The sequence below is a fragment of the Dryocola clanedunensis genome, assembly GCF_038405435.1.
Taxonomy (GTDB): domain Bacteria; phylum Pseudomonadota; class Gammaproteobacteria; order Enterobacterales; family Enterobacteriaceae; genus Dryocola; species Dryocola clanedunensis_A.
Window position 1 is genome coordinate 278868 of the sequence record NZ_JBBYHZ010000004.1, and the last position, 23991, is coordinate 302858.

General features: G+C 56.1%; 16 protein-coding genes. 5 read left to right on the forward strand and 11 right to left on the reverse strand.

All coding sequences use genetic code 11. The features are described 5' to 3' along the window. Positions 1–68 precede the first annotated feature (68 nt). The 4 genes from AAE045_RS11905 to udk form a co-directional block, all read right to left on the reverse strand. Positions 69–1334: a hypothetical protein gene (locus AAE045_RS11905; RefSeq protein ID WP_455547899.1), complete on the reverse strand. Its 1266-nt coding sequence runs from the start codon at positions 1332–1334 to the stop codon at positions 69–71. Between the two features lie 334 nt (positions 1335–1668). After that, complete coding sequence (gene asmA / locus AAE045_RS11910) at positions 1669–3507, reverse strand: outer membrane assembly protein AsmA (protein ID WP_455547900.1); 1839 nt, start codon at positions 3505–3507, stop codon at positions 1669–1671. Between the two features lie 32 nt (positions 3508–3539). Next, entirely contained in the window at positions 3540–4121 is a 582-nt protein-coding gene (gene dcd / locus AAE045_RS11915; RefSeq protein WP_202304634.1) for a dCTP deaminase, read from the reverse strand. 140 nt (positions 4122–4261) lie between these two features. Then, positions 4262–4903 (reverse strand): uridine kinase, encoded by a 642-nt coding sequence (udk, locus tag AAE045_RS11920; RefSeq protein ID WP_455547901.1) that lies wholly within the window; start codon positions 4901–4903, stop codon positions 4262–4264. A gap of 358 nt (positions 4904–5261) precedes the next feature. On the opposite strand from udk, the gene AAE045_RS11925 reads away from it, so the two are divergent. Beyond that, the gene (locus AAE045_RS11925) at positions 5262–8591 is read left to right on the forward strand and encodes a diguanylate cyclase (RefSeq protein ID WP_455547902.1); all 3330 of its coding nucleotides are present in this window, start codon (positions 5262–5264) and stop codon (positions 8589–8591) included. A 66-nt stretch (positions 8592–8657) separates the two neighbouring features. On the opposite strand, the gene AAE045_RS11930 is transcribed toward AAE045_RS11925, so the two are convergent. From AAE045_RS11930 to alkA, 5 genes are all read right to left on the reverse strand, one after another. Further along, positions 8658–10430, reverse strand: a complete 1773-nt coding sequence (locus AAE045_RS11930) for a polysaccharide biosynthesis protein (RefSeq protein ID WP_455547903.1) — start codon at positions 10428–10430, stop codon at positions 8658–8660. Between the two features lie 142 nt (positions 10431–10572). Further along, entirely contained in the window at positions 10573–11151 is a 579-nt protein-coding gene (locus tag AAE045_RS11935; protein ID WP_455547904.1) for a NeuD/PglB/VioB family sugar acetyltransferase, read from the reverse strand. Between the two features lie 5 nt (positions 11152–11156). Beyond that, a complete protein-coding gene (locus AAE045_RS11940; protein WP_455547905.1) occupies positions 11157–12188 on the reverse strand; it encodes an MraY family glycosyltransferase in 1032 nt (343 codons plus the stop codon). Further along, positions 12188–13132 carry an NAD-dependent epimerase/dehydratase family protein gene (locus tag AAE045_RS11945; RefSeq protein ID WP_455547906.1) on the reverse strand — a complete coding sequence of 315 codons (945 nt, stop codon included), beginning with the start codon at positions 13130–13132 and terminating at the stop codon, positions 12188–12190. Before AAE045_RS11945 ends, AAE045_RS11940 begins: the two co-directional genes overlap by 1 nt. 152 nt (positions 13133–13284) lie before the next feature. Next, a complete protein-coding gene (gene alkA / locus AAE045_RS11950) occupies positions 13285–14130 on the reverse strand; it encodes a DNA-3-methyladenine glycosylase 2 (protein WP_455547907.1) in 846 nt (281 codons plus the stop codon). Between the two features lie 133 nt (positions 14131–14263). Here alkA and yegD point away from each other — a divergent pair, with 133 nt between their 5' ends. Next, complete coding sequence (yegD, locus tag AAE045_RS11955; RefSeq protein WP_455547908.1) at positions 14264–15622, forward strand: molecular chaperone; 1359 nt, start codon at positions 14264–14266, stop codon at positions 15620–15622. 37 nt (positions 15623–15659) lie between these two features. On the opposite strand, the gene AAE045_RS11960 is transcribed toward yegD, so the two are convergent. Both AAE045_RS11960 and AAE045_RS11965 read right to left on the reverse strand, forming a co-directional pair. Continuing rightward, positions 15660–15974, reverse strand: coding sequence for a helix-turn-helix domain-containing protein (locus AAE045_RS11960; RefSeq protein ID WP_455547909.1), 315 nt, complete (start codon positions 15972–15974; stop codon positions 15660–15662). A gap of 1 nt (position 15975) precedes the next feature. Continuing rightward, positions 15976–16323 (reverse strand): type II toxin-antitoxin system RelE/ParE family toxin, encoded by a 348-nt coding sequence (locus AAE045_RS11965; RefSeq protein WP_455547910.1) that lies wholly within the window; start codon positions 16321–16323, stop codon positions 15976–15978. A gap of 229 nt (positions 16324–16552) precedes the next feature. Between AAE045_RS11965 and AAE045_RS11970 the strand changes: the two genes are divergently transcribed. Genes AAE045_RS11970 through mdtC form a run of 3 tightly spaced genes read left to right on the forward strand, consistent with a single transcriptional unit; the run spans position 16553 to position 23987 of the window. Then, positions 16553–17785, forward strand: a complete 1233-nt coding sequence (locus AAE045_RS11970) for an MdtA/MuxA family multidrug efflux RND transporter periplasmic adaptor subunit (protein WP_455547911.1) — start codon at positions 16553–16555, stop codon at positions 17783–17785. Next, entirely contained in the window at positions 17785–20910 is a 3126-nt protein-coding gene (locus AAE045_RS11975) for an MdtB/MuxB family multidrug efflux RND transporter permease subunit (RefSeq protein WP_455547912.1), read from the forward strand. The genes AAE045_RS11970 and AAE045_RS11975 overlap by 1 nt, the downstream gene beginning before the upstream one ends. Continuing rightward, entirely contained in the window at positions 20907–23987 is a 3081-nt protein-coding gene (gene mdtC, locus AAE045_RS11980; protein ID WP_455547913.1) for a multidrug efflux RND transporter permease subunit MdtC, read from the forward strand. The genes AAE045_RS11975 and mdtC overlap by 4 nt, the downstream gene beginning before the upstream one ends. Positions 23988–23991 lie beyond the last annotated feature (4 nt).

The window sequence follows — 23991 nt, forward strand, 5'->3', positions numbered from 1 at the left end:
TTATTCTCAGACTGCACCAAAATAAAAAACTCCCCGGCCTGACCGGGGAGAATATTAAACGTCGCTAATTAAATAATATTAACGTGGACGTTATCTTCTACCAGAACGGCGGCACCCTGATTATTACAATACGTCTGGTAATTATGCCCTTCGTACTGCAAAGCAATACCGGAATCACTCCAGCCGTGTTGAGTATCAACCAGGTTCAGCACGTCGCCCTCATTCCCGTTCACCAAAACTTTTTCCTGGAACATATTGGTCGCCAGATCTTTACTGCCCAGCTCAACGACATCTTCCAGAGATAACGTTAGCGACTGATGGCCCCCGGCGGAAAGGTCGAAGACTTCAATAGAGTGCAGCGCATGATTCGTTTCGCTAACGTTCAGCGCGGTGCCTTCGCCGGTCAGCGAGACTTTATCAAAGGCATAGTCGGAGCCAATGATATTGCCGTCGTGGCCCAGTGCGGCAACGTCATGCTCTGAAAGGGTAAATTCCTGATGCAAAGGCTCCAGCGGCATGTCCGGGTTCAGCGAAAACTTGGAGACCTGCAGGGAAAACTCGTCGCTCATGGCGCTTAATTCGCCGCTGCTGCTTTCGGACTGTACGGTCAGATGGTGTTCCATCAGCAGGTCTGATGAGTCCATTGCCGGTGCCGCCAGCGCTTTTTCCGGAGTAAATGACCAGCTCCCGTACTGGTCAGCATGGGTTTCGCCAATCAGCACGCCGTTGTCGTATACGTGAACCAGGCTGTTGGCTTCCGCCACGCCCTGCAGCGTAGGCCTGCTGTCATCAGTTTTCTGATGGTTGTAGACCCGCACGTCATCGCCGTGGGCGTTGTTGACGTTATCCATCGCAAAATAGATCGCCGGCCGGTTGTCCTGCTCCGGCTGAGGTTCGGGCTGAGGTTTTGGCTCTGGCTCAGGCTGCGGTTCCGGCTGAGGTTCCGGCTGTGGGTGAGGCTGGATGTCCTGCTCCGCAGGCTGGGTTTCCGTATCCAGATTGAAGGTAAAATGGACCGGTTCCGGCGTTATCTCGTTAGCGTGTAGCGACTGCAGAGTAATATTGTGCTGACCATTTGCCAGCTCAGGCATCTGGAAATTCCAGATGCCATGGGATGAAACGGAAACGTCACCGATGTGAACGCCATTATCGAAGATATAAACCGTACTGCCCGCCGCTGCGGTGCCGTTAAGCCAGGTATGCTGAGAATGTACGGTATCCTGCGGGTTCGCCGTTTGCTTGTTAGCCCCATCGTAAATGGAAACAACCGCAAGGCTTTGAGAATCTATTGCGTCGTTGATATTGCTGTTAACAGAATTATTTACCTTTTCCATCATATTCTTCCATGTTCAATATATTAAATAATCATTAAAGCCTGGCTAATCGCTTTCTTTAGCGCTTAAACAGAACTTATTTTTCACTTCGCAGCGAAAAATAAGTGGAATGCTAAACGCAAAAAAACAATCCAACAATATGTTATTGGGACCGTCAGCATAATTAAGAAAGTGGCCGTAAACATATAATGAATGAATAAATAAGGCTGGAGATATATTATTTATCTATATAAAATTATGCCGTGAAAATATAAAAAACTCATTCAGACGGGGGAAATAAAAGAGGAGCTTCAATACTTATCAGCAGGTTGCCGATAAGTATTGAAGAAACGCGTTAATCAAGGAGCTTTTTCAGATCGTCCGCTTTACTGCTGTTCGGGTGCTTATCCAGCCACTGCTGAAGGCGTCGCTTCGCTTCATCCTGCACCTGATTGCGCAGCACCGCGTCGACCTGCAGGCTGTAGTTCAGCTTCTGCCACGGCCCGTAAACGCGCAGCGGGATCGGAGTATTTTTCAGCATTGAAATAAGCTTATCATTGCCTTCCCAGCCGTCGGTCACCGTGACGCCAAAGCGGGTATCACAAACCTCCTTCACCAGGTCCATGGTGCCTTCACCGGTCAGGTTCAGCACGGCGGAGTTCCCGACCATATTATTCAGCGCCAGCTGGCCGTTATTCAGCGTGGCCGCCGCGCTGAAGCTTTCCAGCACGGTCACGTTGTCATAATCCTGCTTAGCTTTAACGCTGCCGTTGCTGCGCTCAACGGCCTGGGCAATCATCTGCTGGAAGTTCATGCCCTGCAAATGGGAGTCAGCCATGGAGACGCTGGCCTTGCCCTGCCATGAGCGACGGAACGCGTCGGCATTAAGCTTGTCGCCGGTAAACGTCCCCTGCATGGAGAAGCGGCCGGACAGGGAAATGGGATAATCAAAGGCGGTCAGTATCGGGCCAATCTGAATATTGTCTATCTGCGGCTGGAAGCTCAGCCGCGGCTCATCCTTACGCGCATCAAGTATTCCCGGAAGCGACATTTTCCCTTCACCGAACTGCCCCGTCAGCGTGGAAATCTTCAGCAAACCGAAGTCGTTGGTAATGTCTGACTGCACGTCCGAGAAGGCGAGACCGCGCCAGCGAACCGCTTTCGCAGCCAGCTTCACCTCAGCGCTAAAGCCCCGCAGGCTGCGGTAGGTGGTATCTTCAAGCCCTGTAGCAATAACCGGGCGAGGCAGGCTGCTCTGCTGCTGCCCACGCTGCGCCGCTGCGGTATCAGTCACCGCGGAGGCAACAACCAGGTGATCAAGGTTAAGGTTGCTGGACTGCAGATTGGCCACCCACTGCGGTTTATCCAGCAGGGTGACGCTCGCCGAACCCCGGATGTCGCTCTCGTTAGCGGTAAGCTGCATCTGGTTCAGCTCGAGCTTATGGCCCGGCTGCAGCCAGCTGATTTGCAGCGTGCCGTTACCGGTAATCCCCTGCTTCGGCAGGTCTGCACCGATTAACTTGTAGTCCAGCTTCGAAAAGGTGGCATCCAGCTTCTGCGGATAGTCACGGGTATTCAGGTCCGCGACAAAAGATAAAGAGAGGTCGCGCTGATCGCGATTGATACGGCTGCTGAATTCAATGTGCGCCTGTTTGTTGTCGTCCTGCTCCATCTGCAGGTTGATATTGCGCACCGTAACCTGCTCGTCGTCGTCGTGCTGGAAAACCAGTACGCTGTCAGCGACTTTGAGCCGGGCGATATCAAAAGACCAGCCTTGCTCCGGCTCCGGCACCGGGTTGCTGCCGGAAGGGCCGACCGGGGCGTTTTCAGGCTTACGCTCTTCGGTTTCCGGCGTCAGCTGGACGACCGCGCCTTTCAGCATCACCTGGCGAACCTGCAGCTGATGGGAAAGCAGCGGCAGCAGCGCCACATCAAGGCGCATATTATCTGAGCTGACCAGCGGCTGAGTCGCCCCCGGCGCGGTCAGTGACATTCTGCCGGATAAAATACTCAGCTGCGGCCAGACGTGCCAGCGCAGGGGTCCGTCCAGCCTGAGCTGGTATCCGCTGCGCTGTTCCACCTGGTGCACCATATAAGCGCGAAAATCATTGGGATTGACCAACAACACCAACGCAGAAAGGCCGGCCACTATCACGACCAGCAAAATCATCAGCGTGGTTAATAATCGTCTCATTGGATCCTCAGTTCAGAAATCAGGGCGTCCGCCTAGTCTTTGTCGATGCGGCTGGCAACGGCACCCTGCTGATCGCGATACTTCGCGTCCTGGCGACGGTTGTAAGGGCGAGCGGCGGGACCGGACAGCGGCTCAAAGCTTAGCGCACCAATCATCATGCCGGGACGCAGCGCCAGCGGCAGCTTGCCAGAATTATAGAATTCAAGAACGATGCAGCCGTGCCAGCCCGGATCGATTCGGTGGGCGGTGACGTGAACCATTAACCCTAAACGCGCCAGCGACGAACGCCCATCGAGCCAGCCCACAAGGTCGGACGGAATCGTTACCGACTCAAGCGTTACCGCCAGCGCAAGCTCACCCGGATGGAGGAAAAATGCGTCGCCCTCATCGAGAACGATTTCATCGCTCATGACCCGCTCGAGTGAAGCAGTCACTTCATCTTTTGGCCCGCTAAGGTCGATGAACGGTGCGGTATGGCCGCTGAAGGTACGGAATTTATTACCCAGACGGACGTCAACGGTAGCACCGTTGATACGCTCAACCGGCGGACGTGGCGTAATCGTTAATCGCCCGTCATCAAGCCAGGCCTCTATATCGCGGTCACATAAACGCATCGCAGATTCTCCTTATCAGGCAGTTTTGTTTACCCTGCCATACCGGGCGGCAGATATCCACGGCAGGCAGCTAATAACTGGTAATTCATTGTAACTTACGGGCGCGGGTGAAAAGCGCTCGCGCTTGAACCCCTGCGGGGCTACTCGAAGAACTGGCTGATTTTCGCTTTCAGAATGTCGATAGCAATGCGGTTTTTACCCCCGCGCGGCACGATAATATCGGCGTACTGCTTGGAAGGCTCAATAAACTGCAGGAACATTGGACGTACGGTTTTCTGGTATTGCGCCATAACCGAATCCATTGAGCGACCGCGCTCGTTAACGTCGCGCTTCATGCGGCGCATCAGGCAAATATCCAGCGGCGTATCCACAAAGATGGAGAAGTTCATCTCTTCGCGCAGGCGGGCGTCGGTAAGTAGCAAAATCCCTTCCAGAATAATGACTTTCTTTGGCACCAGATGCACCGTATTGGCCGTACGGGTGTGCTCTACATAGCTGTAGACCGGCAGTTCGATGGCCTTACCCGACTTCAACGTCTGCAGATGCTGGAACAGCAAATTATGGTCCATCGCGCTTGGATGGTCGTAGTTAGTCTTGACTCGCTCTTCCATCGACAGATGGCTTTGATCTTTGTAATAGCTGTCTTCTGGAATAACACCAATGTGTTCATCACCAACCTGATCGCGTAATTCACGATACAGCGTGCTGGCAATAAGACTTTTCCCTGAGGCCGATGCGCCGGCGATCCCAATGATGACGCATTGATGAGACTTGTCAGTCATGTTGTAAACGAGCCTTGTTGACTTAAATGTGAAGGAAGGGCGACGCAGATGCGTCAAACGCGCCAATTATAGGGAGTTCCGGCGGGTGATACCAGAGTAATGCTAAGTGACTGCTGATTTAGCTTAGGCAGGCGAAATATATCGTTCGAAACATCAACAATACGAAGGGATCGGCGGAGAATGTCATAAATGAAAATAAGCAGCGTTCAGCGGCACTTTTTATAACACGTTGATGTTAAATTATGAGCGCACGGCATAGGAATTGTAAAATCTTTGTACTAGCATAAAACGAAACAACTCATTTTTCTTGCATCCGGGCGTTGCACCTGGCGGCACTGCCTTAACGGATTTAGTGGGAATGACCAAAACTAAAACAAATAATATTGTCGCCACCCCTCCCCTTTTGCTGCTGGCGGGCCTGGGTTTACTGAGTTTTGTGTTTACCCTTTACTCGCTGGAATTATCCCTGCTCGGCACCGTTCTGGCGCCGCTTTGGTTTCCGACCGCCATTATGATGGTGGCCTTCTTTCGCAACCCGCTCCGCCTGTGGCTGCCGGTCATTGTTGCCTGTTCAGCAGGCAGTCTGGCGGCGTCCGCCGTGCTGTTTCCGGTTAGCGAAATCAATCCCGGCTTCACCGCCATCAATATTGTCGAAGCGCTGACGGGGGCGGTGCTGATGCGTCGCTTCCTGGCGCCGGACAACCCGCTGCAAAATCTCAACAGCTGGGTACGCCTGTCGCTTTGCAGCGCCGTGATCCCACCCGTTATCGGCGGGGCGTTGGCAATCTGGCTCACCGGAGCAGAAAGCGGGACGGAGACGAAAACTTTCTTCGTCTGGGTCCTGTCAGAGGCCATAGGCGCGATGGCCCTGCTGCCAACCGGCCTGCTATTTAAACCACACTTTTTGCTTAGCACCCGCCATCCAAAACAGCTGCTGGAGACAGCGCTGACGTTTATCGTCACCCTTGCGCTGAGCTGGCTGGCGCTGCGCTTTATGCCCTGGCCCTTTACCTTCATCATCGTCTTCCTGATGTGGAGCGCCATTCGCCTGCCTCGCCTGGAAGCCTTTATTATCTTCCTTGGCACGCTGATGGTGGTCTCTGCCATGATGGCCACTAACAACGTCTCGATGTTGGCCCCTCACGCCACCATCGTAGATAACGCCCCCTGGCTGCCCTTCCTGATGATCCTGCTGCCCGCCAACGTCATGACCATGGTGATGTACTCGTTCAGGGAAGAGCGCAAGCATATCACCGAGAGCGAGGCACGCTTTCGTAATGCGATGGAGTATTCCGCCATCGGCATGGCGCTGGTCGCCATTGAAGGCCAGTGGATTCAGGTTAATAAATCCCTGTGTAACTTTCTGGGCTACACCCCGGCCCAGCTCCGGTCGCTCACCTTCCAGCAAATTACCTATCCGGAAGACCTGCACGCTGACCTCGTCCAGCTGGAAAAACTGGTTTCCGGTGAGCTGAATAGCTATTCGATGGAAAAACGCTACTACACCAGCAAAGGTGACGTAGTGTGGGCATTACTGGCCGTTTCAGTCGTGAGGGATACCGACGGCTCCCCGCTCTATCTGATTGCCCAGATTGAAGATATTAACGACCTCAAGCATACGGAGTGGGTTAACAAACGCCTGATGGAACGTATTACGCTGGCGAACGAAGCAGGCGGCATCGGCATCTGGGAGTGGGATTTAACCAACGATGTGCTCAGCTGGGACAAACGCATGTTTGAGCTCTACGAAGTTGCTCCCCACCTGAAGCCGACCTACCAGATTTGGGCCGAGTGCCTGCTGCCTGAGGATTTACCCGAAGCGGAAAAAGTGGTTCATGACTCCCTGCGGGCGCGCATCCCTTTCAAAATTGAATACCGTATAAAAGTGAAGGATGGCATTCGCCATATCCGCTCGCTGGCCAACCGGGTGCTCAATAAAAATGGCGATGTAGAGCGCCTGCTTGGCATCAATCTGGACATGACGGAGGTCAAGCAGCTGAACGAAGCGCTCTATCAGGAGAAAGAGCGTTTGCACATCACGCTGGACTCCATCGGCGAAGCGGTGATCTGTACCGATATCGACATGAACGTCACCTTTATGAACCCGGTGGCGGAAAAGCTAAGCGGCTGGCCGCAGGCGAGCGCCACAGGTCAGCATATCCTGTCGATTCTGCGCATTACCTTTGGTGACAATGGGCCGGTCATGGAGAACATCCACAGCGGTGATTTCTCCCGTATGGCCATCGAGCAGGACGTGGTCCTGCACTGCCGTAACGGCGGCAGCCACGACATTCATTACAGCATTACGCCATTAACCACGCTGGATGGCCAGAGCATCGGCTCCGTGCTGGTTATCCAGGACGTGACCGAGTCGCGTAAAATGCTTAAACAGCTGAGCTACAGCGCCTCCCATGACAGCCTCACGCATCTTGCCAACCGGGTGAGCTTCGAAAACCACCTGAAGCGGCTGCTGCAAAGCGCGGCGGAAAATCGCCAGCGCCATGCGCTGGTCTTTATCGACCTGGACCGGTTCAAAGCGGTGAACGACAGCGCGGGCCATGCGGCGGGAGACGCGCTGCTGCGCGAACTGGCTTCACTTATGCTCAGCATGCTGCGCACCGGAGATTTCCTGGCACGCCTGGGCGGCGACGAGTTTGGCCTGCTGCTGCCGGACTGCTCGGCGGACAGCGCCCGCCATATCTCAGAGCGCATTATCAAGAGTATTAACGACTATCACTTCGTCTGGGAAGGCAGACTACACCGCATCGGTGCCAGCGCCGGGATCACGCAGATTGACGCGGATAACCGCATTGCCTCCGAGGTCCTCTCACAGGCGGATATCGCCTGCTATGCCTCCAAGCACGGCGGCCGCGGGCGCGTCAGCCTCTATGAAGCGCAGCAGCTAATGCAGAACAGCCGCAGCGCGCTGCCCATCGATGAACAGTGGCGCATCATCAATGATAATCCGATGCTGATGATTGCGCAGGCCATCGCCCCCCCGCGCGTGCCGGAATCCACCAGCTTCTATCTGCTGCAGCTGAAATTCTGGAACAGCGAAGGTGAGGTGCTGGACGAGCAGGCCCTGCGCAGCGGTATTACCGACAACGAACTCCACCTGGCCCTGGACCGCCGGGTATTCAACGAGTTCTTCCGTGATTTTGCCCAGCAGCTTGCACTGAAAGGGTTCGGCGTGGCGCTGCCGCTCTCCAGCGCCGGGCTTGCCAGCAGCGGCTTCATCGACGAGCTTTTAAATCTGCTTTCCCTCAGCCCGCTGCCAGCACGCCTGCTGCATTTACAGGTTGGCTGCGAGGTACTCATGACAGAAGACGGAAATATTCGGGAGAATCTGCAGCGTCTGCGCAGGCATGGCTGCCAGCTGGTGCTGACGCAGGTGGGGCGCGATCTGGATATTTTCGACAAGATTAGCCGCCAGGATTTCAGCTACCTCGTCGTGGACAGCGAGCTGATTCAGAACATCCACTGCAATTTAATGGATGAGATGATGGTCACCATCGTGCACGGCCACGCCCAGCGCCTGAAGATTCAGACCATCGCCGGTCCCGCCGATATGCCGCTGATAATGGACACCCTTTCCGGCATCGGCGTAGACATGATCTATGGGGAAACCATCAGCCTGCCGCAGCCGCTGGGAATGCTGCTGAGCACCAGCTATTTCGCGATTAACTAATGAGATCTTACCTGGGCGGATAAGAAAACGGCGCCTCATCCGCGCCGTTTTTTCATTTTTAATGACTTATGCTTCGCGGGCTTTTAACCACAGTACATCGCAAATTTCATCAGTTGGTTTGAATCCGGTTGGGGCCTGCAATAAAAGCTCCCTGATTCGATGCTGATTGAATTCTGTGCACGCAATGTCCAGCTCCTCAATGTACTCTTTAAGCTCATTCCATGGCAGCATCACTTCGTTTGCCGTCATGATTCTTGGATGCTGGGTGCGCAGGACGCTGTCTCCAATCAACAGCTCCTCGAAGAGTTTTTCACCCGGACGTAAACCGGTTGTTTTGATCTCGATGTCGCCATTGACGTTAGTCTCGTCGCGGATGGTTAAGCCACTTAGCGTAACCATTCGGTGCGCCAGATCGATGATTTTAACCGGCTCTCCCATATCCAGTACAAATACGTCGCCGCCGCTTCCCATAGCACCTGCCTGAATAACCAGCTGAGCGGCTTCCGGTATGGTCATGAAGTAACGGATGATATCCGGGTGAGTCAGCGTAATCGGGCCACCGGCATCAATCTGCTTCTCAAAAAGCGGCACAACGGAACCCGAAGATCCCAGTACGTTACCGAATCGAACCATACTGAAAAGGGTAGAAGGCTGCTGAGCAGAAAGCGCCTGAAGCACCAGTTCGGCCATGCGCTTTGTCGCGCCCATGGTATTAGTTGGTCGAACAGCTTTGTCAGTGGAAATCAGAACAAAATTCGGGACCTGGCACTTAATCGCAGCCTGGGCGCAGGCCAGCGTGCCAAAGACATTGTTGCGTACGCCATCGGTAACGTTATATTCGACCAGCGGCACGTGCTTATAAGCGGCTGCGTGGTAAATAGTCTGCACGTGGAAACTTGTCAGGACACGCTCAAGATGCTGCTGATTTTGCACGTTTCCGAGAACAGGATATAAAACAATATCCAGCTTTTCCTCGGCAATGTAGGCAGATAGCTCGCGCTCAATCGCATAGAGTGAAAACTCCGACATTTCAAAAAGAACCAGCGTTTTCGGCCCGTTGCGCAAAATCTGCCTGCACAGTTCAGAACCAATAGAACCACCGGCACCGGTCACCATAACCACTTTACCGGTGATATTCCTGGAGATCAGTTCAGGCACTGGATCGACCGGATCGCGGCCCAGTAAATCGGTAATAGAAACTTTCTGCAGGCTATCTATGCGGGCTTTCCCCTCCACGAGATCGACCATGCCCGGTATCGACAGCACTTCACAAGGCAGGCCTTCAAGCATGGTGATAACTTCGTTCTTACGTGCACGGGTGGCGCTGGGCATAGCCAAGAGGATTTTTTTTACTTCATATTTTTGCACTAACCAGGCGAGTTTTTCCGGCGGATAAACAGTTACGCCGTGCATCACGCTTCCCTGCAACCGGGGATTATCATCAACAAACGCCACTGGATAATATTCCGCAGCCTGGCTCAACGCGGGAAGCAGCTGCCGGCCAGATGCCCCGGCACCATAGATAATCACCTTTGTACCCAGCCTTAATCCCCGGTTTACAATCATTCGCAGCGCGAGTCGAGAGCCGCTAATCAGCAGAACCCCGAAGGAGAAATAGATAAACGGAATGGTGCGGGGTAGATAAAGGTTGGTATAAAACGCCGCGATGATGAGCAGGATTGAAGAAGCGACCATTCCCGCCGCGACGGCGACAAAAACTTTAGCGGTGATGTAACGGATAACCGCCCGATATAATCCAAGCTTTACAAAGAAAGCCAGGGTAATCAGGATAATAGAAAAAATAAGCTGCCAGTGCGCCAGGCTGGTAAGCGGGGTCATGGAGTCTATGCGCACCCAGAATGCAAACCAGAACGCAAAAAGCAGAAGAACAATATCAATCCCCAGGGTAATCAGTCTTTTTGCCGGTCTGGGTAAGGTCAATAAAAACGTTAGCATAGTTTTAACCACTTCATTCTGAGCATCATGCTCGTGAGTTCAAAGTTGATCCAGGAGCGCAGACAGCAAAAGCCTCTGCAAATGCGCCAAAGCCACCACGTGACCCTGCCTGTACAAAAGCACTTTTTCCGATGTGACAACCTCCCGCCAGCTGCACGCCCACCCCGAGATGGGCGAAATCCTCTATGACACCATCATGGTCCACCGTTGAGTTGCAGTTAATGATAGTGCCCTCGCCTGTCTGCACGTTGGCACCGATCACCACCCCCGCAAATACCACGCTACCCTTTCCCAGCCGAGCTGAGGAACTGACCCATGCTCGTGGGTGTACCAGGGTGGCGAGTGCAAGGCCTTCTGCTTGCAGCTCAGCGTGCAGCTTTTCCCTGACGCCGTTGTTACCAATCCCGATGATGGCGTGGGTGAAAGATGCTTGATATTTTTTGAGGTGATCCATGCGACCGACTATCGGCAGCACCGAGGGGGCATCGGGCTCCCATGAGTCATCCAGGAAAGCGATGTTTGAGTAGGTGCCTGTCAAAGCAGCCAGTTCAGCTATGGAACGACCGTGCCCCCCCGCACCCAAAATCAGCAAACTTTTGTCCACGACTATCACCGATCCTTGTCTTTAACACCGGCGCCAAAGCGGTACGCAAGCACTACAAGCGGCAGCCAGGCAATCACGACGCCAACGACGCCGGTAACGCTACCGGTAGCAATGAGCATAGCGAGAGGGAACAGCCAGACCACGTTAATGACAAATGCGCCAAGGGTGACGGGTTTGTGCGAGCCAAACTTCCGGGCAAGGATTTGATAAGTATGGCTGGCATGCGCCTCGTAAACTTTTTTGCCACCAATAAGACGGCGTAACAGCGTGACGGTAGCATCAACAATAAAGACGCCAAGCAGGCAAATTTCAGCCAGGAAAAGTTTACTGTCCAGCAAGGCAACGTGCAGAACGATAAGACCAATAGTGATCCCCAGGAAGCCGCTGCCAGCATCGCCCATAAATATTTTTGCCGTCGGGAAATTCCAGAAAATAAAGCCCAGTGCCGCACAGCCGAGCAAAGCCATTATGGCGAACTGGCTGGTTTCCATACCGTCCGGCACGCTGAACATGATCATCAGGCCAGAAAGTAATGCGAACATAATGGCTTCCATGCTGGCCAGGCCATTGATACCGTCCATAAAGTTATACAGATTTAGCATCCACGCCAGGTAAACCAGGCCAAAGATCATCCCCAGCCAGCCAGCAGAAAGCGGATATCCGAAAAGGTCAATAACCGGGAACTGTCCGAGGAAATACAAACCTGAGGCCGCGGCCAGAAAATGCATTAATAACCGCCAGCGGGCTGCAATATGACCGTGATCGTCCAGAAAACCGACCACAGCGGTTACCACACCGGCAATGAATAATGACAGCATCTGCGATACGGGGACAAAACCGAGGGCACATAACACTACGATGCCAATCAGGAAACTAATGACGATCGCAACGCCGCCTCCACGAGGGGTCGGAACTGAATGTGAACTTCGTTGATTAGGGACATCAATGACATTATTTTTTAATGCATATATGCGAAGCCCCCAGGTCAGCGCGAAAGAGCATGCAAATATGGCTACTGCAACGATCGGTTCCAGCATTAGTTTTGTTCCTTAGAATAATACGCCGCGGTTTTTTTCATCGTCTCACGAAGGGTGACGGGTGGCTGCCAGCTAAGAAGGCGTGAGGCTTTTGTGGCATCAATATCCAGCGAACCAAAGAGTTGTTCATAGATGTTCGATTTCCCTGCGGCCGTTAATGCTAGTTTTAAAATAGACGACGGGAACCACACAAGCCTGGCGGGTTTGTTCATACCTTCTGCAAAAGCAGAGATGATCTCTTCGGTCGTAGGCTTATCCGTATCTGCCAACAAAAAGAGTTCATTTTTAGCTAACGGGTTTTGAATGCAGGCGAGGATAAAACCGGTCACATTCGCTAAGGAAACCATACCGCGTTTGTTTTTAACGCCTTTGAAAGGGAGTGGAAGGCCGCTTTTAACTAATTTAAGCAATCTGCGTATATTACCCGGTGCATTCTCACCGCAAATCAGAGCCGGGCGAATCACAGTGATCGCCATAGGCCCTTCAGCAAATTGTTCTTTCAGTGCCAGCTCGGCTTCTAATTTTGAAACGGCATAGTCAGAGGTGGGTGCAGGCGTTGAATGTTCGCTAAACGGTACGCCTGATGTTGCATTACCATTGACGCCGATGGAGCTGATAAAGATGAAGTGTTTAACCCCTGCAGCCTGCGCATCATGGGCGAGCTTGAGGGTGGCATCGCGATTAACCCGACGAAACTCGGCTAATTTATCCGCCGCAGTGTCGTTCATCATATGGGCGCGGCCCGCGGTGTGGACCACAACATCACAGCCAGCCAGAGCAACAGACCAGTCAGTTTGCTCTGAAATCTCTCCGATGTTGATCAGCTCAGGGGCCGCCTGCAATGAACGCCGGGTAGTTCCTGAAACATCATAGTTGTTAGCTTTGAGTTCGCTCATCAGCTTACTGCCGACAAACCCCGTAGCCCCCGTCACAAGTATTTTCACAATTTACCCTATCAAAGTTTAAGCACTACAAACGTTGTTCAAAATTATTGCTGATAAAAACTTTTATAAAAGCTTAATCAAAAGATTTTCATACTTAAGGAAGGGAGATACAAGTTGAATTCTTTTTTTCAGGCCTGTAGCTCTTATTTAGGTCAGATTTCCGGCAGCCAGCCGTCGCTGTACCAGATGTGCAGCAGGGCATACGACCGCCACGGATGCCAGCGTTCGGCGTAGCGGCGGATCTGTGCCGGGGTCATGCCGGGGAAGCGCTGCTTGATAAGGTAGTCATCCGGTAAAAAGATATCGCTCGCCTGCCAGCCGCGCAGGGCGAAGTAGTTCGCCGTCCAGCGGCCGATGCCCGGCAGCGTGATTAACTGTTTAACCCCCTGCCCGACGTCCTCGGGCAGGGTAAGCGGAAATTCTCCTGCATCCACCAGCCGCGCCACATTGATAATCGCTTCCCCACGCCTGAGCGGCATGCCCAGCGTTTTCAACTCTTCCGGCGTCAGCGCAGCCAGGCGGCTGGCCTGCGGAAAAAGCTGCCAGCCTGGGAAGCCGGCAAGGGGTTCGCCATAACGTTCCGCCAGTTTACCGGCGAGTTTCGCCGCCATCGCCACGCTTACCAGCTGGCCAAGAATCGCACGAATCGCCTGTTCGAAGGCGTCCATACTCCCCGGCAGGCGCAGGCCGGGACGGGCTTTAGCGAGTTCGCCCAGGCTCTCCAGCACCGGCTGCGGCTGACGGCTGAGATCGAGCAATTTTTGCACCTTGATCAGCACTTCATTTGCCACGGGCAGCAGCCCGTCGGTGATGCTGACCTTCAGCACACAGCGGGCCTCATCAGGCTCTAACGTGATAAGCCCGCTGTGGCTGCCCACGGCGAAACTTCGGCAATAGTGGTTATCATTGACGGTCTCAATACCGTAAACCGCACGGGCGGCGAGAAAGCCAAACATCCACTGCCAGTCATAGGGTGGCGTGTATTTAAGTTCGAACATGATCGATTCCCCCGGATTTTTATGGGGTTAGCATAATAGCAAACGCGGATTTCCGCCTTGCTTTGATATTCAGTTGCCCGCACGCACGCATTCCGCTAAAGTCGCCCCCCTTCTCACCGGCATGGGGATTTTTATGCAATTTATAGGCTTTGATTATGGTACGGCAAACTGCTCGGTAGCGGTGATGCGCGAGGGTGTCCCTGTCCTGCTGGAAATGGAAGATGGCTCTTCGCTGCTTCCTTCAATGCTGTGCGCGCCAACGCGTGAGTCGGTGAGCGAATGGCTCTATCGTCACCATCAGGTACCGGCAAGCGGCGATGAAACCCAGGCGCTGCTTCGTCGTGCCGTCTCTTTCAACCGCGAAGAAGATATCGACGTGCTGCCGGGCAGCGTACAGTTCGGCTTAAGCTCGCTTCGCCAGTATATGGAAGATCCGGAAGAGGTTTACTTCGTTAAATCCCCGAAGTCCTTCCTCGGCGCCAGCGGACTGAAGCCGCAGCAGGTCGCGCTGTTCGAAGATCTGGTCTGCGCCATGATGCTGCACATCCGCAATAAGGCCCAGACCCAGGTCGCCGAGCCGATTAACCAGGCGGTGATTGGCCGTCCGATTAACTTCCAGGGCTTAGGCGGCGACGAGGCCAACGCCCAGGCACAGGGCATACTCGAACGAGCCGCGCACCGCGCCGGGTTTGAAGATGTTGTGTTCCAGTTTGAACCCGTTGCCGCAGGGCTGGATTTTGAAGCCACGCTGACGGAAGAAAAGCAGGTGCTGGTCGTGGATATCGGCGGCGGGACAACCGACTGCTCGGTTCTGCTGATGGGGCCGCAGTGGCACGCAAGACGTGACCGCGAGCAAAGCCTGCTCGGCCACAGCGGCTGCCGCGTTGGCGGTAACGATCTCGATATTATGCTGGCATTTAAGCAGCTCTCCCCGCTGTTGGGCATGGGTGGGCAAACTGAAAAAGGCATCGCCCTGCCCGTCCTGCCGTGGTGGAACGCGGTTGCCATCAATGACGTGCCCGCACAAAACGAATTCTACAGCAGCGCCAACGGCCGAATGCTGAATGAGCTGGTGCGCGATGCGCGCGAGTCAGAAAAAGTCGCCTGGCTGCAAAAGGTCTGGCGTCAGCGCCTGAGCTATCGCCTTGTGCGTGCCGCAGAGGAGAGCAAAATCGCGCTCTCCGACAGCGAGCAGGTTGCCACGCTGCTGCCTTTCATTGCCAAAGATCTGGGCTGCGAAATCACCCAGCCGGAGCTGGAAAGTGCCATCAGCCAGCCATTGCAGCGCATACTTGAGCAGGTAAGCCTTGCGCTGGAAAGCAGCGACGTGAAGCCGGATGTCATTTACCTCACCGGCGGCAGCGCCCGCTCACCGATGATCAAGCAGGCGCTGGCCCAACGGCTGCCGGGCATAGAGATTGCGGGCGGCGATGACTTCGGCTCGGTAACCGCAGGCCTTGCCCGCTGGGCCGACGTTGTGTTTCGCGGGTAAACGTCAGGCTACTCCAGTTGCTTAGCCGTGGGGAAACTCACGGCTTGTCCATCTGGATATGCTTTACGCCGTCAGGAAAGTCGATTTGCAGGGAAAGCGTGCCGCCCAGCGCTTCAATGTAGCGCTTGAGCGTACCGAGCTTTATCTCGTTCCCCCGCCGTTCTATGGCGGTAACCGCAGGCTGGCTGATGCCCATCGCCTCCGCCAGCTGTTTCTGCGACCAGCCCATCTCCTCGCGGATCATGTGCAGGCAGGTTTCAAGGATAAGTGCCTGGGTGCCTTCTTTGATGCGTTTTTGGCTCTCTGGCGAACGTCGAGCGATAAGCTCTTCGAGTGTGGTATAGCCTTTCATCTTATTTCTCCTTTAACTTCAACCAGGCCACAAATTCTTTGTCAGCGACTTTGATCATCGTTTCGTAGAAGCGTTTATTTTTCGATTTATCCCCCGCACAGAGCAGGATGGCACAGCGGCGATAATCGAAAATATAAAAAGCCCTGACTGGCCTTCCATGATGCTGGACCCGCAGCTCTTTCATGTTCGAAAAGCGAGACCCTTTAACGGTATCCGCATAAGGGCGGGACAGAGCGGGCCCCCAAAATCTGAGCTGTCCCATCGCTTTTAACATCTCTTCCTGAAGATCGTTATGCTGCTCTTCAATCCATGCTTCAAACCTTGCGGTCGTCAGTACCGTCCATGTCATAGCCACTCCGTTATAAACTATAGTTTATATTTTTTAGCGAAACCACAGTTTATTGCTGGAATTTTGACCTGAATACCGTTTCAGCACGCGCGTGCGAGGCGTCTCGAAAAATAACGTTCTATAGGATTTATCCATACAGTCCTCCTTATTTCCTTCATTTTTCAGGGCCGCCTGGTCACTACACTAGTATCATTGGCTTTATCGTTTCAGGAAGAGAAGACGTTTAACTATGAAAGGTACGCACAACACCCGTTGGTTCTGGATTGCAGGGGCGATTATTGTTGCCGTCGCGGCCGTGTATTTCTGGCGCAGCGGCTCTGAGAGCGAGCCTGGCGCGCAGAAGCCTGCCCAGCAGCAGTCCGGTGGACGACGCGGCATGCGAGGCGGCGCTCTGGCCCCCGTGCAGGCCGCCACAGCAACCAGCGAATCCGTTCCGCGTTACCTGACGGGCCTCGGTACCATCACGGCGGCCAACACCGTTACCGTGCGCAGCCGGGTAGACGGCCAGCTGCTGGCGATCCACTTCCAGGAAGGCCAGCAGGTTAAAGCGGGTGATTTGCTGGCCGAAATCGATCCAAGCCAGTTCAAAGTCGCGCTGGCTCAGGCGCAGGGCCAGCTTGCTAAAGACCAGGCGACGCTCGCCAACGCCCGTCGCGACCTTTCCCGCTATCAGCAGCTGGTGAAAACTAACCTGGTCTCCCGACAGGAGATGGACGCGCAGCAAGCCCTGGTTAACGAATCCGTCGGCACGGTGAAAGCAGATCAGGCCGCCGTTGCCAGCGCGCAGCTGCAGCTGGACTGGAGCCGTATTACCGCCCCCATCGACGGGCGCGTGGGCCTGAAACAGGTTGATGTGGGTAACCAGATCTCCAGCGGCGATACCACCGGCATCGTGGTGCTCACCCAGACGCATCCAATCGACCTTATTTTTACGCTGCCGGAAAGCAATATCGCCACCGTTGTTCAGGCCCAGAAGGCCGGTAAGACGCTGAGCGTAGAAGCCTGGGACCGTACCAACAAAATGAAGCTCAGCAGCGGTACGTTGCTCAGCCTCGATAACCAGATCGACGCCACCACCGGCACCATCAAGCTTAAAGCCCGCTTTACTAACGAAGACGACGCGCTGTTCCCGAACCAGTTTGTTAACGCCCGTATGCTGGTGGATACCCAGCAGGACGCCATTGTTATTCCGGCGGCGGCGCTGCAGATGGGCAACGAGGGTAACTTCGTCTGGGTACTGAACAGCGAAAACAAAGTCAGCAAGCACCTTGTCACTACAGGTATTCAGGACAGCCAGAAAGTGGTTATCAGCGCGGGCCTGTCAGCCGGTGATAAAGTCGTGACGGACGGCATCGACCGCCTGACGGAAGGCGCAAAAGTTGAAGTCGTGGAGGCGCAGTCAGCCACGGCCAGCGCAGCGGATGAGAAAGCTGCCGCTAAACATCACGGAGCGAAATCCTGATGCAGGTCTTACCTCCCAGCGCAACGGGCGGCCCGTCCCGCCTGTTTATTCTGCGCCCGGTCGCCACCACGCTGTTGATGGTGGCCATCCTGCTGGCGGGGATCATCGGCTACCGTTTTCTGCCCGTCTCTGCGTTACCGGAAGTAGATTACCCGACGATTCAGGTCGTCACGCTCTATCCTGGCGCCAGCCCAGATGTGATCACTTCGGCTATCACGGCTCCGCTGGAGCGCCAGTTCGGGCAGATGTCCGGCCTCAAGCAGATGTCCTCGCAGAGCGCGGGCGGCGCATCCGTTGTGACCCTTCAGTTCCAGCTCACGCTGCCGCTGGACGTTGCCGAGCAGGAAGTGCAGGCCGCGATTAACGCCGCCACCAACCTGCTGCCGAACGATCTGCCGAACCCGCCCGTTTACAGCAAGGTGAACCCGGCAGATCCGCCAATCATGACGCTCGCCGTGACGTCTACCGCCATTCCGATGACCCAGGTCGAAGATATGGTGGAAACGCGCGTGGCGCAGAAAATTTCCCAGGTGTCCGGCGTGGGGCTGGTGACGCTTGCCGGTGGGCAGCGCCCTGCGGTACGCGTTAAGCTTAACGCCCCGGCGATTGCCGCCCTCGGCCTGACCAGCGAAACCGTTCGTACCGCCATTACCAGCGCCAACGTCAACTCTGCGAAGGGCAGTCTCGATGGCCCGGAGCGCGCCGTTACGCTTTCCGCCAACGACCAGATGGAGTCGGCGGAAGAGTACCGCAACCTGATTATTGCCTACCAGAACGGCGCGCCGGTTCGTCTGGGCGACGTGGCGACCGTTGAGCAGGGTGCCGAAAACAGCTGGCTCGGCGCATGGGCCAACAAGCAGCAGGCGATTGTCATGAACGTGCAGCGCCAGCCGGGCGCTAACATCATCGACACCGCCGACAGCATCCGCAAAATGCTGCCGACGCTGACCGAAAGCCTGCCGAAATCGGTGGAGGTGAAGCTGCTGAGCGACCGCACCACCAACATCCGCGCGTCGGTAACCGATACGCAGTACGAGCTGATGCTGGCAATCGCGCTGGTGGTGATGATCATCTATCTGTTCCTGCGCAACGTTCCGGCCACGATCATTCCCGCCGTCGCCGTGCCCCTCTCGCTGATTGGCACCTTCGCGGTGATGGTGTTCCTGGACTTTTCCATCAACAACCTGACGCTGATGGCGCTCACCATCGCCACCGGCTTCGTGGTGGACGACGCGATTGTGGTTATCGAGAACATCTCGCGCTACATAGAAAAGGGAGAGAAACCGCTGGCGGCAGCGCTGAAGGGCGCGGGTGAGATCGGCTTTACCATTATCTCGCTGACCTTCTCGCTTATCGCGGTGCTGATCCCGCTGCTGTTTATGGGTGATATCGTCGGACGCCTGTTCCGGGAGTTTGCCGTCACGCTCGCCGTCTCTATCCTGATTTCTGCGGTGGTCTCGCTGACGCTGACGCCAATGATGTGCGCGCGCATGCTGAGCCATGAATCACTGCGCAAACAGAACCGCTTCTCAACGGCCAGCGAGCGCTTCTTTGAGCGGGTCATTGCCGGATATGGCCGCATCCTGACCAAAGTTTTACACCACCCGTGGCTCACGCTCGGCGTGGCTTTTGGCACCCTGGCCCTCACCGTTCTGCTGTGGGTTTTCATCCCCAAAGGCTTCTTCCCGATTCAGGACAACGGCATTATTCAGGGTACGCTTCAGGCCCCGCAGTCCGTCTCCTTTGCCAGCATGGCCCAGCGCCAGCGGCAGGTAGCGGATGTGATTCTCAAGGATCCGGCGGTAGAGAGCCTGACGTCGTTTGTCGGCGTGGACGGCACGAATCCATCGCTTAACAGCGCCCGCCTGCAAATCAACCTTAAGCCGCTGGACGACCGCGATGACCGTATCAAAGCCGTTATTGCGCGGCTGCAAACCGATGTCGCGAAGGTGCCCGGCGTGCAGCTTTATCTGCAGCCTATCCAGGATCTGACGATTGATACCACCGTCAGCCGCACGCAGTATCAGTTCTCTCTGCAGGCCACTTCGCTGGATGAGCTGAGCACCTGGGTGCCAAAACTCACCGAAGAGCTGAAAACCCTGCCGCAGCTGACGGAAGTGAGCAGCGACTGGCAGGACCAGGGGCTGGTGGCCTACGTCAACGTCGATCGCGCCAGCGCCAGCCGACTCGGCATCTCGATGTCGGACGTGGACAACGCCCTCTATAACGCCTTCGGCCAGCGCCTGATTTCAACCATCTACACCCAGGCCAACCAGTACCGCGTGGTGCTGGAACACGATACGTCCACCACGCCGGGTCTGAGCGCGCTGGATAACATTCGCCTGGCAAGTAGCGACGGCGGCAGCGTGCCCCTTACCGCGATTGCCAAAGTCGAACAGCGCTTTGCGCCGCTGACGGTGAACCATCTCGACCAGTTCCCGTCGACGACCTTCTCGTTCAACGTGCCGGATGACTATTCGCTGGGCGAAGCCGTAGAGGCCATTACCCAGGCGGAGAAAGATCTGGCGCTGCCTTCGGACATCACCACCCAGTTCCAGGGCAGCACCCTCGCCTTCCAGGCCGCGCTGGGCAGCACCATCTGGCTGATCGTTGCCTCCGTTGTGGCGATGTATATCGTGCTGGGCGTGCTTTATGAAAGCTTTATCCATCCGATTACCATTCTTTCCACGCTGCCCACCGCGGGGGTTGGCGCGCTGCTGGCGCTGATGCTGGCAGGAGCCGAGCTGGACGTGATTGCGATCATCGGCATCATCCTGCTCATCGGCATCGTGAAGAAGAACGCCATCATGATGATCGACTTCGCGCTGGCGGCGGAGCGTGAGCAGGGGATGGCCCCGTACGAGGCGATTTACCAGGCCTGCCTGCTGCGTTTCCGCCCGATCCTGATGACCACGCTGGCCGCCCTGCTCGGCGCGCTGCCGCTGATGCTCTCAACGGGCGTGGGCGCGGAGCTGCGCCGTCCGTTGGGTATCGGCATGGTGGGCGGCTTAATGGTCAGCCAGGTATTAACCTTGTTTACCACGCCGGTTATCTACCTGCTGTTTGACCGCCTGTCGCACTATACGCGCAACCGTTTTGGCCGCCGTGAAGAGGAACTGCCGTGAAATTCTTCGCGCTGTTTATCTACCGTCCGGTCGCGACCATCCTGCTGACCGTTGCCATCACGCTGTGCGGCGTGCTCGGTTTCCGGCTGCTGCCCGTGGCCCCGCTGCCGCAGGTGGATTTCCCGGTGATCATGATCAGCGCCTCGCTGCCGGGGGCGTCGCCTGAAACAATGGCGTCGTCGGTGGCAACGCCGCTTGAGCGGGCGCTGGGGCGAATCGCGGGCGTCAGCGAAATGACGTCTTCCAGCTCGCTTGGCAGCACGCGCATTATTCTGGAATTCAATTTCGACCGTGATATCAACGGGGCCGCCCGCGACGTACAGGCGGCCATCAACGCCGCGCAAAGCCTGCTGCCAAGCGGCATGCCGAGCCGTCCGACCTATCGCAAAGCCAACCCGTCAGACGCGCCGATCATCATTCTGACGCTGACATCGGACACCTTATCTCAGGGCCAGCTGTACGACTTCGCCTCCACGCAGCTCGCGCAAACCGTCTCGCAGATTGACGGCGTCGGCGACGTCGACGTCGGCGGCAGCTCGCTACCGGCGGTGCGGGTGGATTTAAATCCTCAGGCTTTGTTTAACCAGGGCGTCTCGCTGGACGCGGTGCGCACCGCTATCGACAACGCTAACGTGCGCCGCCCGCAGGGTGCCGTCGAAGAAGATACGCGCCGCTGGCAGCTGCAGACCAACGACGAGCTGAAAACCGCCGCGGAATACAAGCCGCTCATCATCCATTACAACAACGGCGGTGCGGTACACCTGAGCGACGTGGCGAACGTTACCGACTCGGTACAGGACGTGCGCAACGCGGGGATGACCAACGCTAAGCCCGCGATTTTGCTGATGATCCGCAAATCCCAGGAAGCGAACATCATCGAAACCGTGGATCGCATCCGGGCAAAGCTCCCCGAACTGCGCGAAACCATTCCTGCCTCCATAGATTTACAGGTTGCCCAGGACCGCTCGCCAACCATTCGCGCCTCACTTGCCGAAGTTGAGCAGTCGCTGATTATTTCCGTCGCGCTGGTGATCCTCGTGGTCTTCCTGTTCCTGCGTTCGGGCCGCGCCACGCTGATCCCGGCCGTTGCCGTTCCCGTCTCGCTTATCGGTACGTTTATCGCGATGTACCTGTGCGGGTTCAGCCTGAATAACCTGTCGCTGATGGCGCTGACCATCGCCACCGGCTTCGTGGTGGATGACGCCATCGTGGTGCTGGAGAACATTTCCCGCCACCTCGAAGCCGGAGTAAAACCCTTGCAGGCCGCTCTACAGGGCGTTCGGGAAGTCGGCTTCACGGTACTTTCCATGAGCCTGTCGCTGGTGGCGGTGTTCCTGCCGCTGCTGCTGATGGGCGGTCTGCCGGGGCGATTATTTAAGGAGTTCGCCGTCACGCTGTCGGTGGCGATAGGCATCTCGCTGGTCGTCTCCCTGACCCTGACGCCAATGATGTGCGGCTGGCTGCTGAAGAATAAACCCCAGCACACCCCAACCCGCAAACGCGGCTTTGGGCGCCTGCTGGTCGCGATGCAGGAAGGCTATGGGCGTTCGCTGAAGTGGGTGCTGAACCACGCGAAGCTGGTTGGCCTGGTGCTGATTGCCACCATCGCACTGAACGTCTGGCTGTATATCGCCATCCCGAAAACGTTCTTCCCGGAGCAGGATACCGGGCGGCTGATGGGCAATATTCAGGCGGACCAGAGCATTTCGTTCCAGGCGATGCGCGGCAAGCTGCAGGACTTTATGAAGATCATTCGTGAGGATCCGGCGGTGGATAACGTTACCGGCTTTACCGGCGGCTCGCGGGTGAACAGCGGCATGATGTTTATTTCCCTTAAGCCGCTCAGCGAACGCAAAGAGACCGCGCAGCAGGTGATTGACCGCCTGCGCAAGGCGCTGGCGAAAGAGCCGGGAGCCAGCCTGTTCCTGATGGCCGTGCAGGATATTCGCGTCGGCGGGCGTTCGGCCAACGCCAGCTATCAGTACACACTGCTATCCGACAGCCTGGCCGATTTGCGCACCTGGGAGCCGAAAATCCGGAAGGCCTTCGCCAGCCTGCCGCAGCTGGCGGACGTCAACTCCGATCAGCAGGACAACGGCGCGGAAATGGATCTGATCTATGACCGGGAAACCATGTCGCGGCTGGGCATCAGCGTCTCGGACGCCAACAGCCTGCTGAACAACGCCTTCGGCCAGCGGCAGATTTCCACCATCTACCAGCCGCTGAACCAGTACAAGGTAGTGATGGAGGTCGACCCGCGCTACACCCAGGACATCAGCTCGCTGGATCAGATGTTCGTCACCAACGCCGAAGGCAAGCCGATTCCGCTCTCCTACTTTGCGAAATGGCAGCCTGCAAATGCCCCGCTGGCGGTAAACCATCAGGGGCTGTCGGCGGCTTCTACCATCTCGTTTAACCTGCCGACGGGCGTTTCGCTCAGCGAGGCAAGCGACGCCATCGACCGGATGATGACGTCGCTCGGCGTGCCGTCCACGGTGCGTGGCAGCTACGCGGGCACGGCGCAGGTCTTCCAGGACACCATGAAGTCGCAGGTGCTGCTGATCATCGCGGCTATCGCCACCGTCTACATCGTGCTGGGGATTCTTTATGAGAGCTACGTTCACCCGCTGACCATCCTCTCAACGCTGCCGTCTGCCGGGGTCGGCGCGCTGCTGGCGCTGGAGCTGTTCGGCGCCCCGTTCAGCCTGATTGCGCTCATCGGGATCATGCTATTAATCGGCATCGTGAAGAAAAACGCCATCATGATGGTGGACTTCGCGATAGACGCCCAGCGTAACGGCAACCTGACGCCGCAGGAGGCGATTTTCCAGGCCTGCCTGTTACGCTTCCGCCCGATTATGATGACAACGCTCGCCGCGCTGTTTGGCGCGCTGCCGCTGGTGCTGACCAGCGGCGACGGTGCCGAGCTGCGCCAGCCGCTGGGGATCACCATCGTCGGCGGTCTGGTCGTCAGCCAGCTGCTGACGCTCTACACCACGCCCGTTGTCTATCTGTTCTTTGACCGGCTGCGGTTGCGCTTTAGCCGCCGCAGCAGCAAACAATTAGTTGGCGAGTAAAATG

What these genes read in the sequence shown, in the direction of transcription:
- AAE045_RS11905 (WP_455547899.1), bottom strand. Translation starts at nt 1,334, where the DNA reads ATGGAAAAGGTAAATAATTCTGTTAACAGCAATATCAACGACGCAATA.
- asmA (WP_455547900.1), bottom strand. Translation starts at nt 3,507, where the DNA reads ATGAGACGATTATTAACCACGCTGATGATTTTGCTGGTCGTGATAGTG.
- dcd (WP_202304634.1), bottom strand. Translation starts at nt 4,121, where the DNA reads ATGCGTTTATGTGACCGCGATATAGAGGCCTGGCTTGATGACGGGCGA.
- udk (WP_455547901.1), bottom strand. Translation starts at nt 4,903, where the DNA reads ATGACTGACAAGTCTCATCAATGCGTCATCATTGGGATCGCCGGCGCA.
- AAE045_RS11925 (WP_455547902.1), top strand. Translation starts at nt 5,262, where the DNA reads ATGACCAAAACTAAAACAAATAATATTGTCGCCACCCCTCCCCTTTTG.
- AAE045_RS11930 (WP_455547903.1), bottom strand. Translation starts at nt 10,430, where the DNA reads ATGACCCCGCTTACCAGCCTGGCGCACTGGCAGCTTATTTTTTCTATT.
- AAE045_RS11940 (WP_455547905.1), bottom strand. Translation starts at nt 12,188, where the DNA reads ATGCTGGAACCGATCGTTGCAGTAGCCATATTTGCATGCTCTTTCGCG.
- alkA (WP_455547907.1), bottom strand. Translation starts at nt 14,130, where the DNA reads ATGTTCGAACTTAAATACACGCCACCCTATGACTGGCAGTGGATGTTT.
- yegD (WP_455547908.1), top strand. Translation starts at nt 14,264, where the DNA reads ATGCAATTTATAGGCTTTGATTATGGTACGGCAAACTGCTCGGTAGCG.
- AAE045_RS11960 (WP_455547909.1), bottom strand. Translation starts at nt 15,974, where the DNA reads ATGAAAGGCTATACCACACTCGAAGAGCTTATCGCTCGACGTTCGCCA.
- AAE045_RS11965 (WP_455547910.1), bottom strand. Translation starts at nt 16,323, where the DNA reads ATGACATGGACGGTACTGACGACCGCAAGGTTTGAAGCATGGATTGAA.
- AAE045_RS11970 (WP_455547911.1), top strand. Translation starts at nt 16,553, where the DNA reads ATGAAAGGTACGCACAACACCCGTTGGTTCTGGATTGCAGGGGCGATT.
- AAE045_RS11975 (WP_455547912.1), top strand. Translation starts at nt 17,785, where the DNA reads ATGCAGGTCTTACCTCCCAGCGCAACGGGCGGCCCGTCCCGCCTGTTT.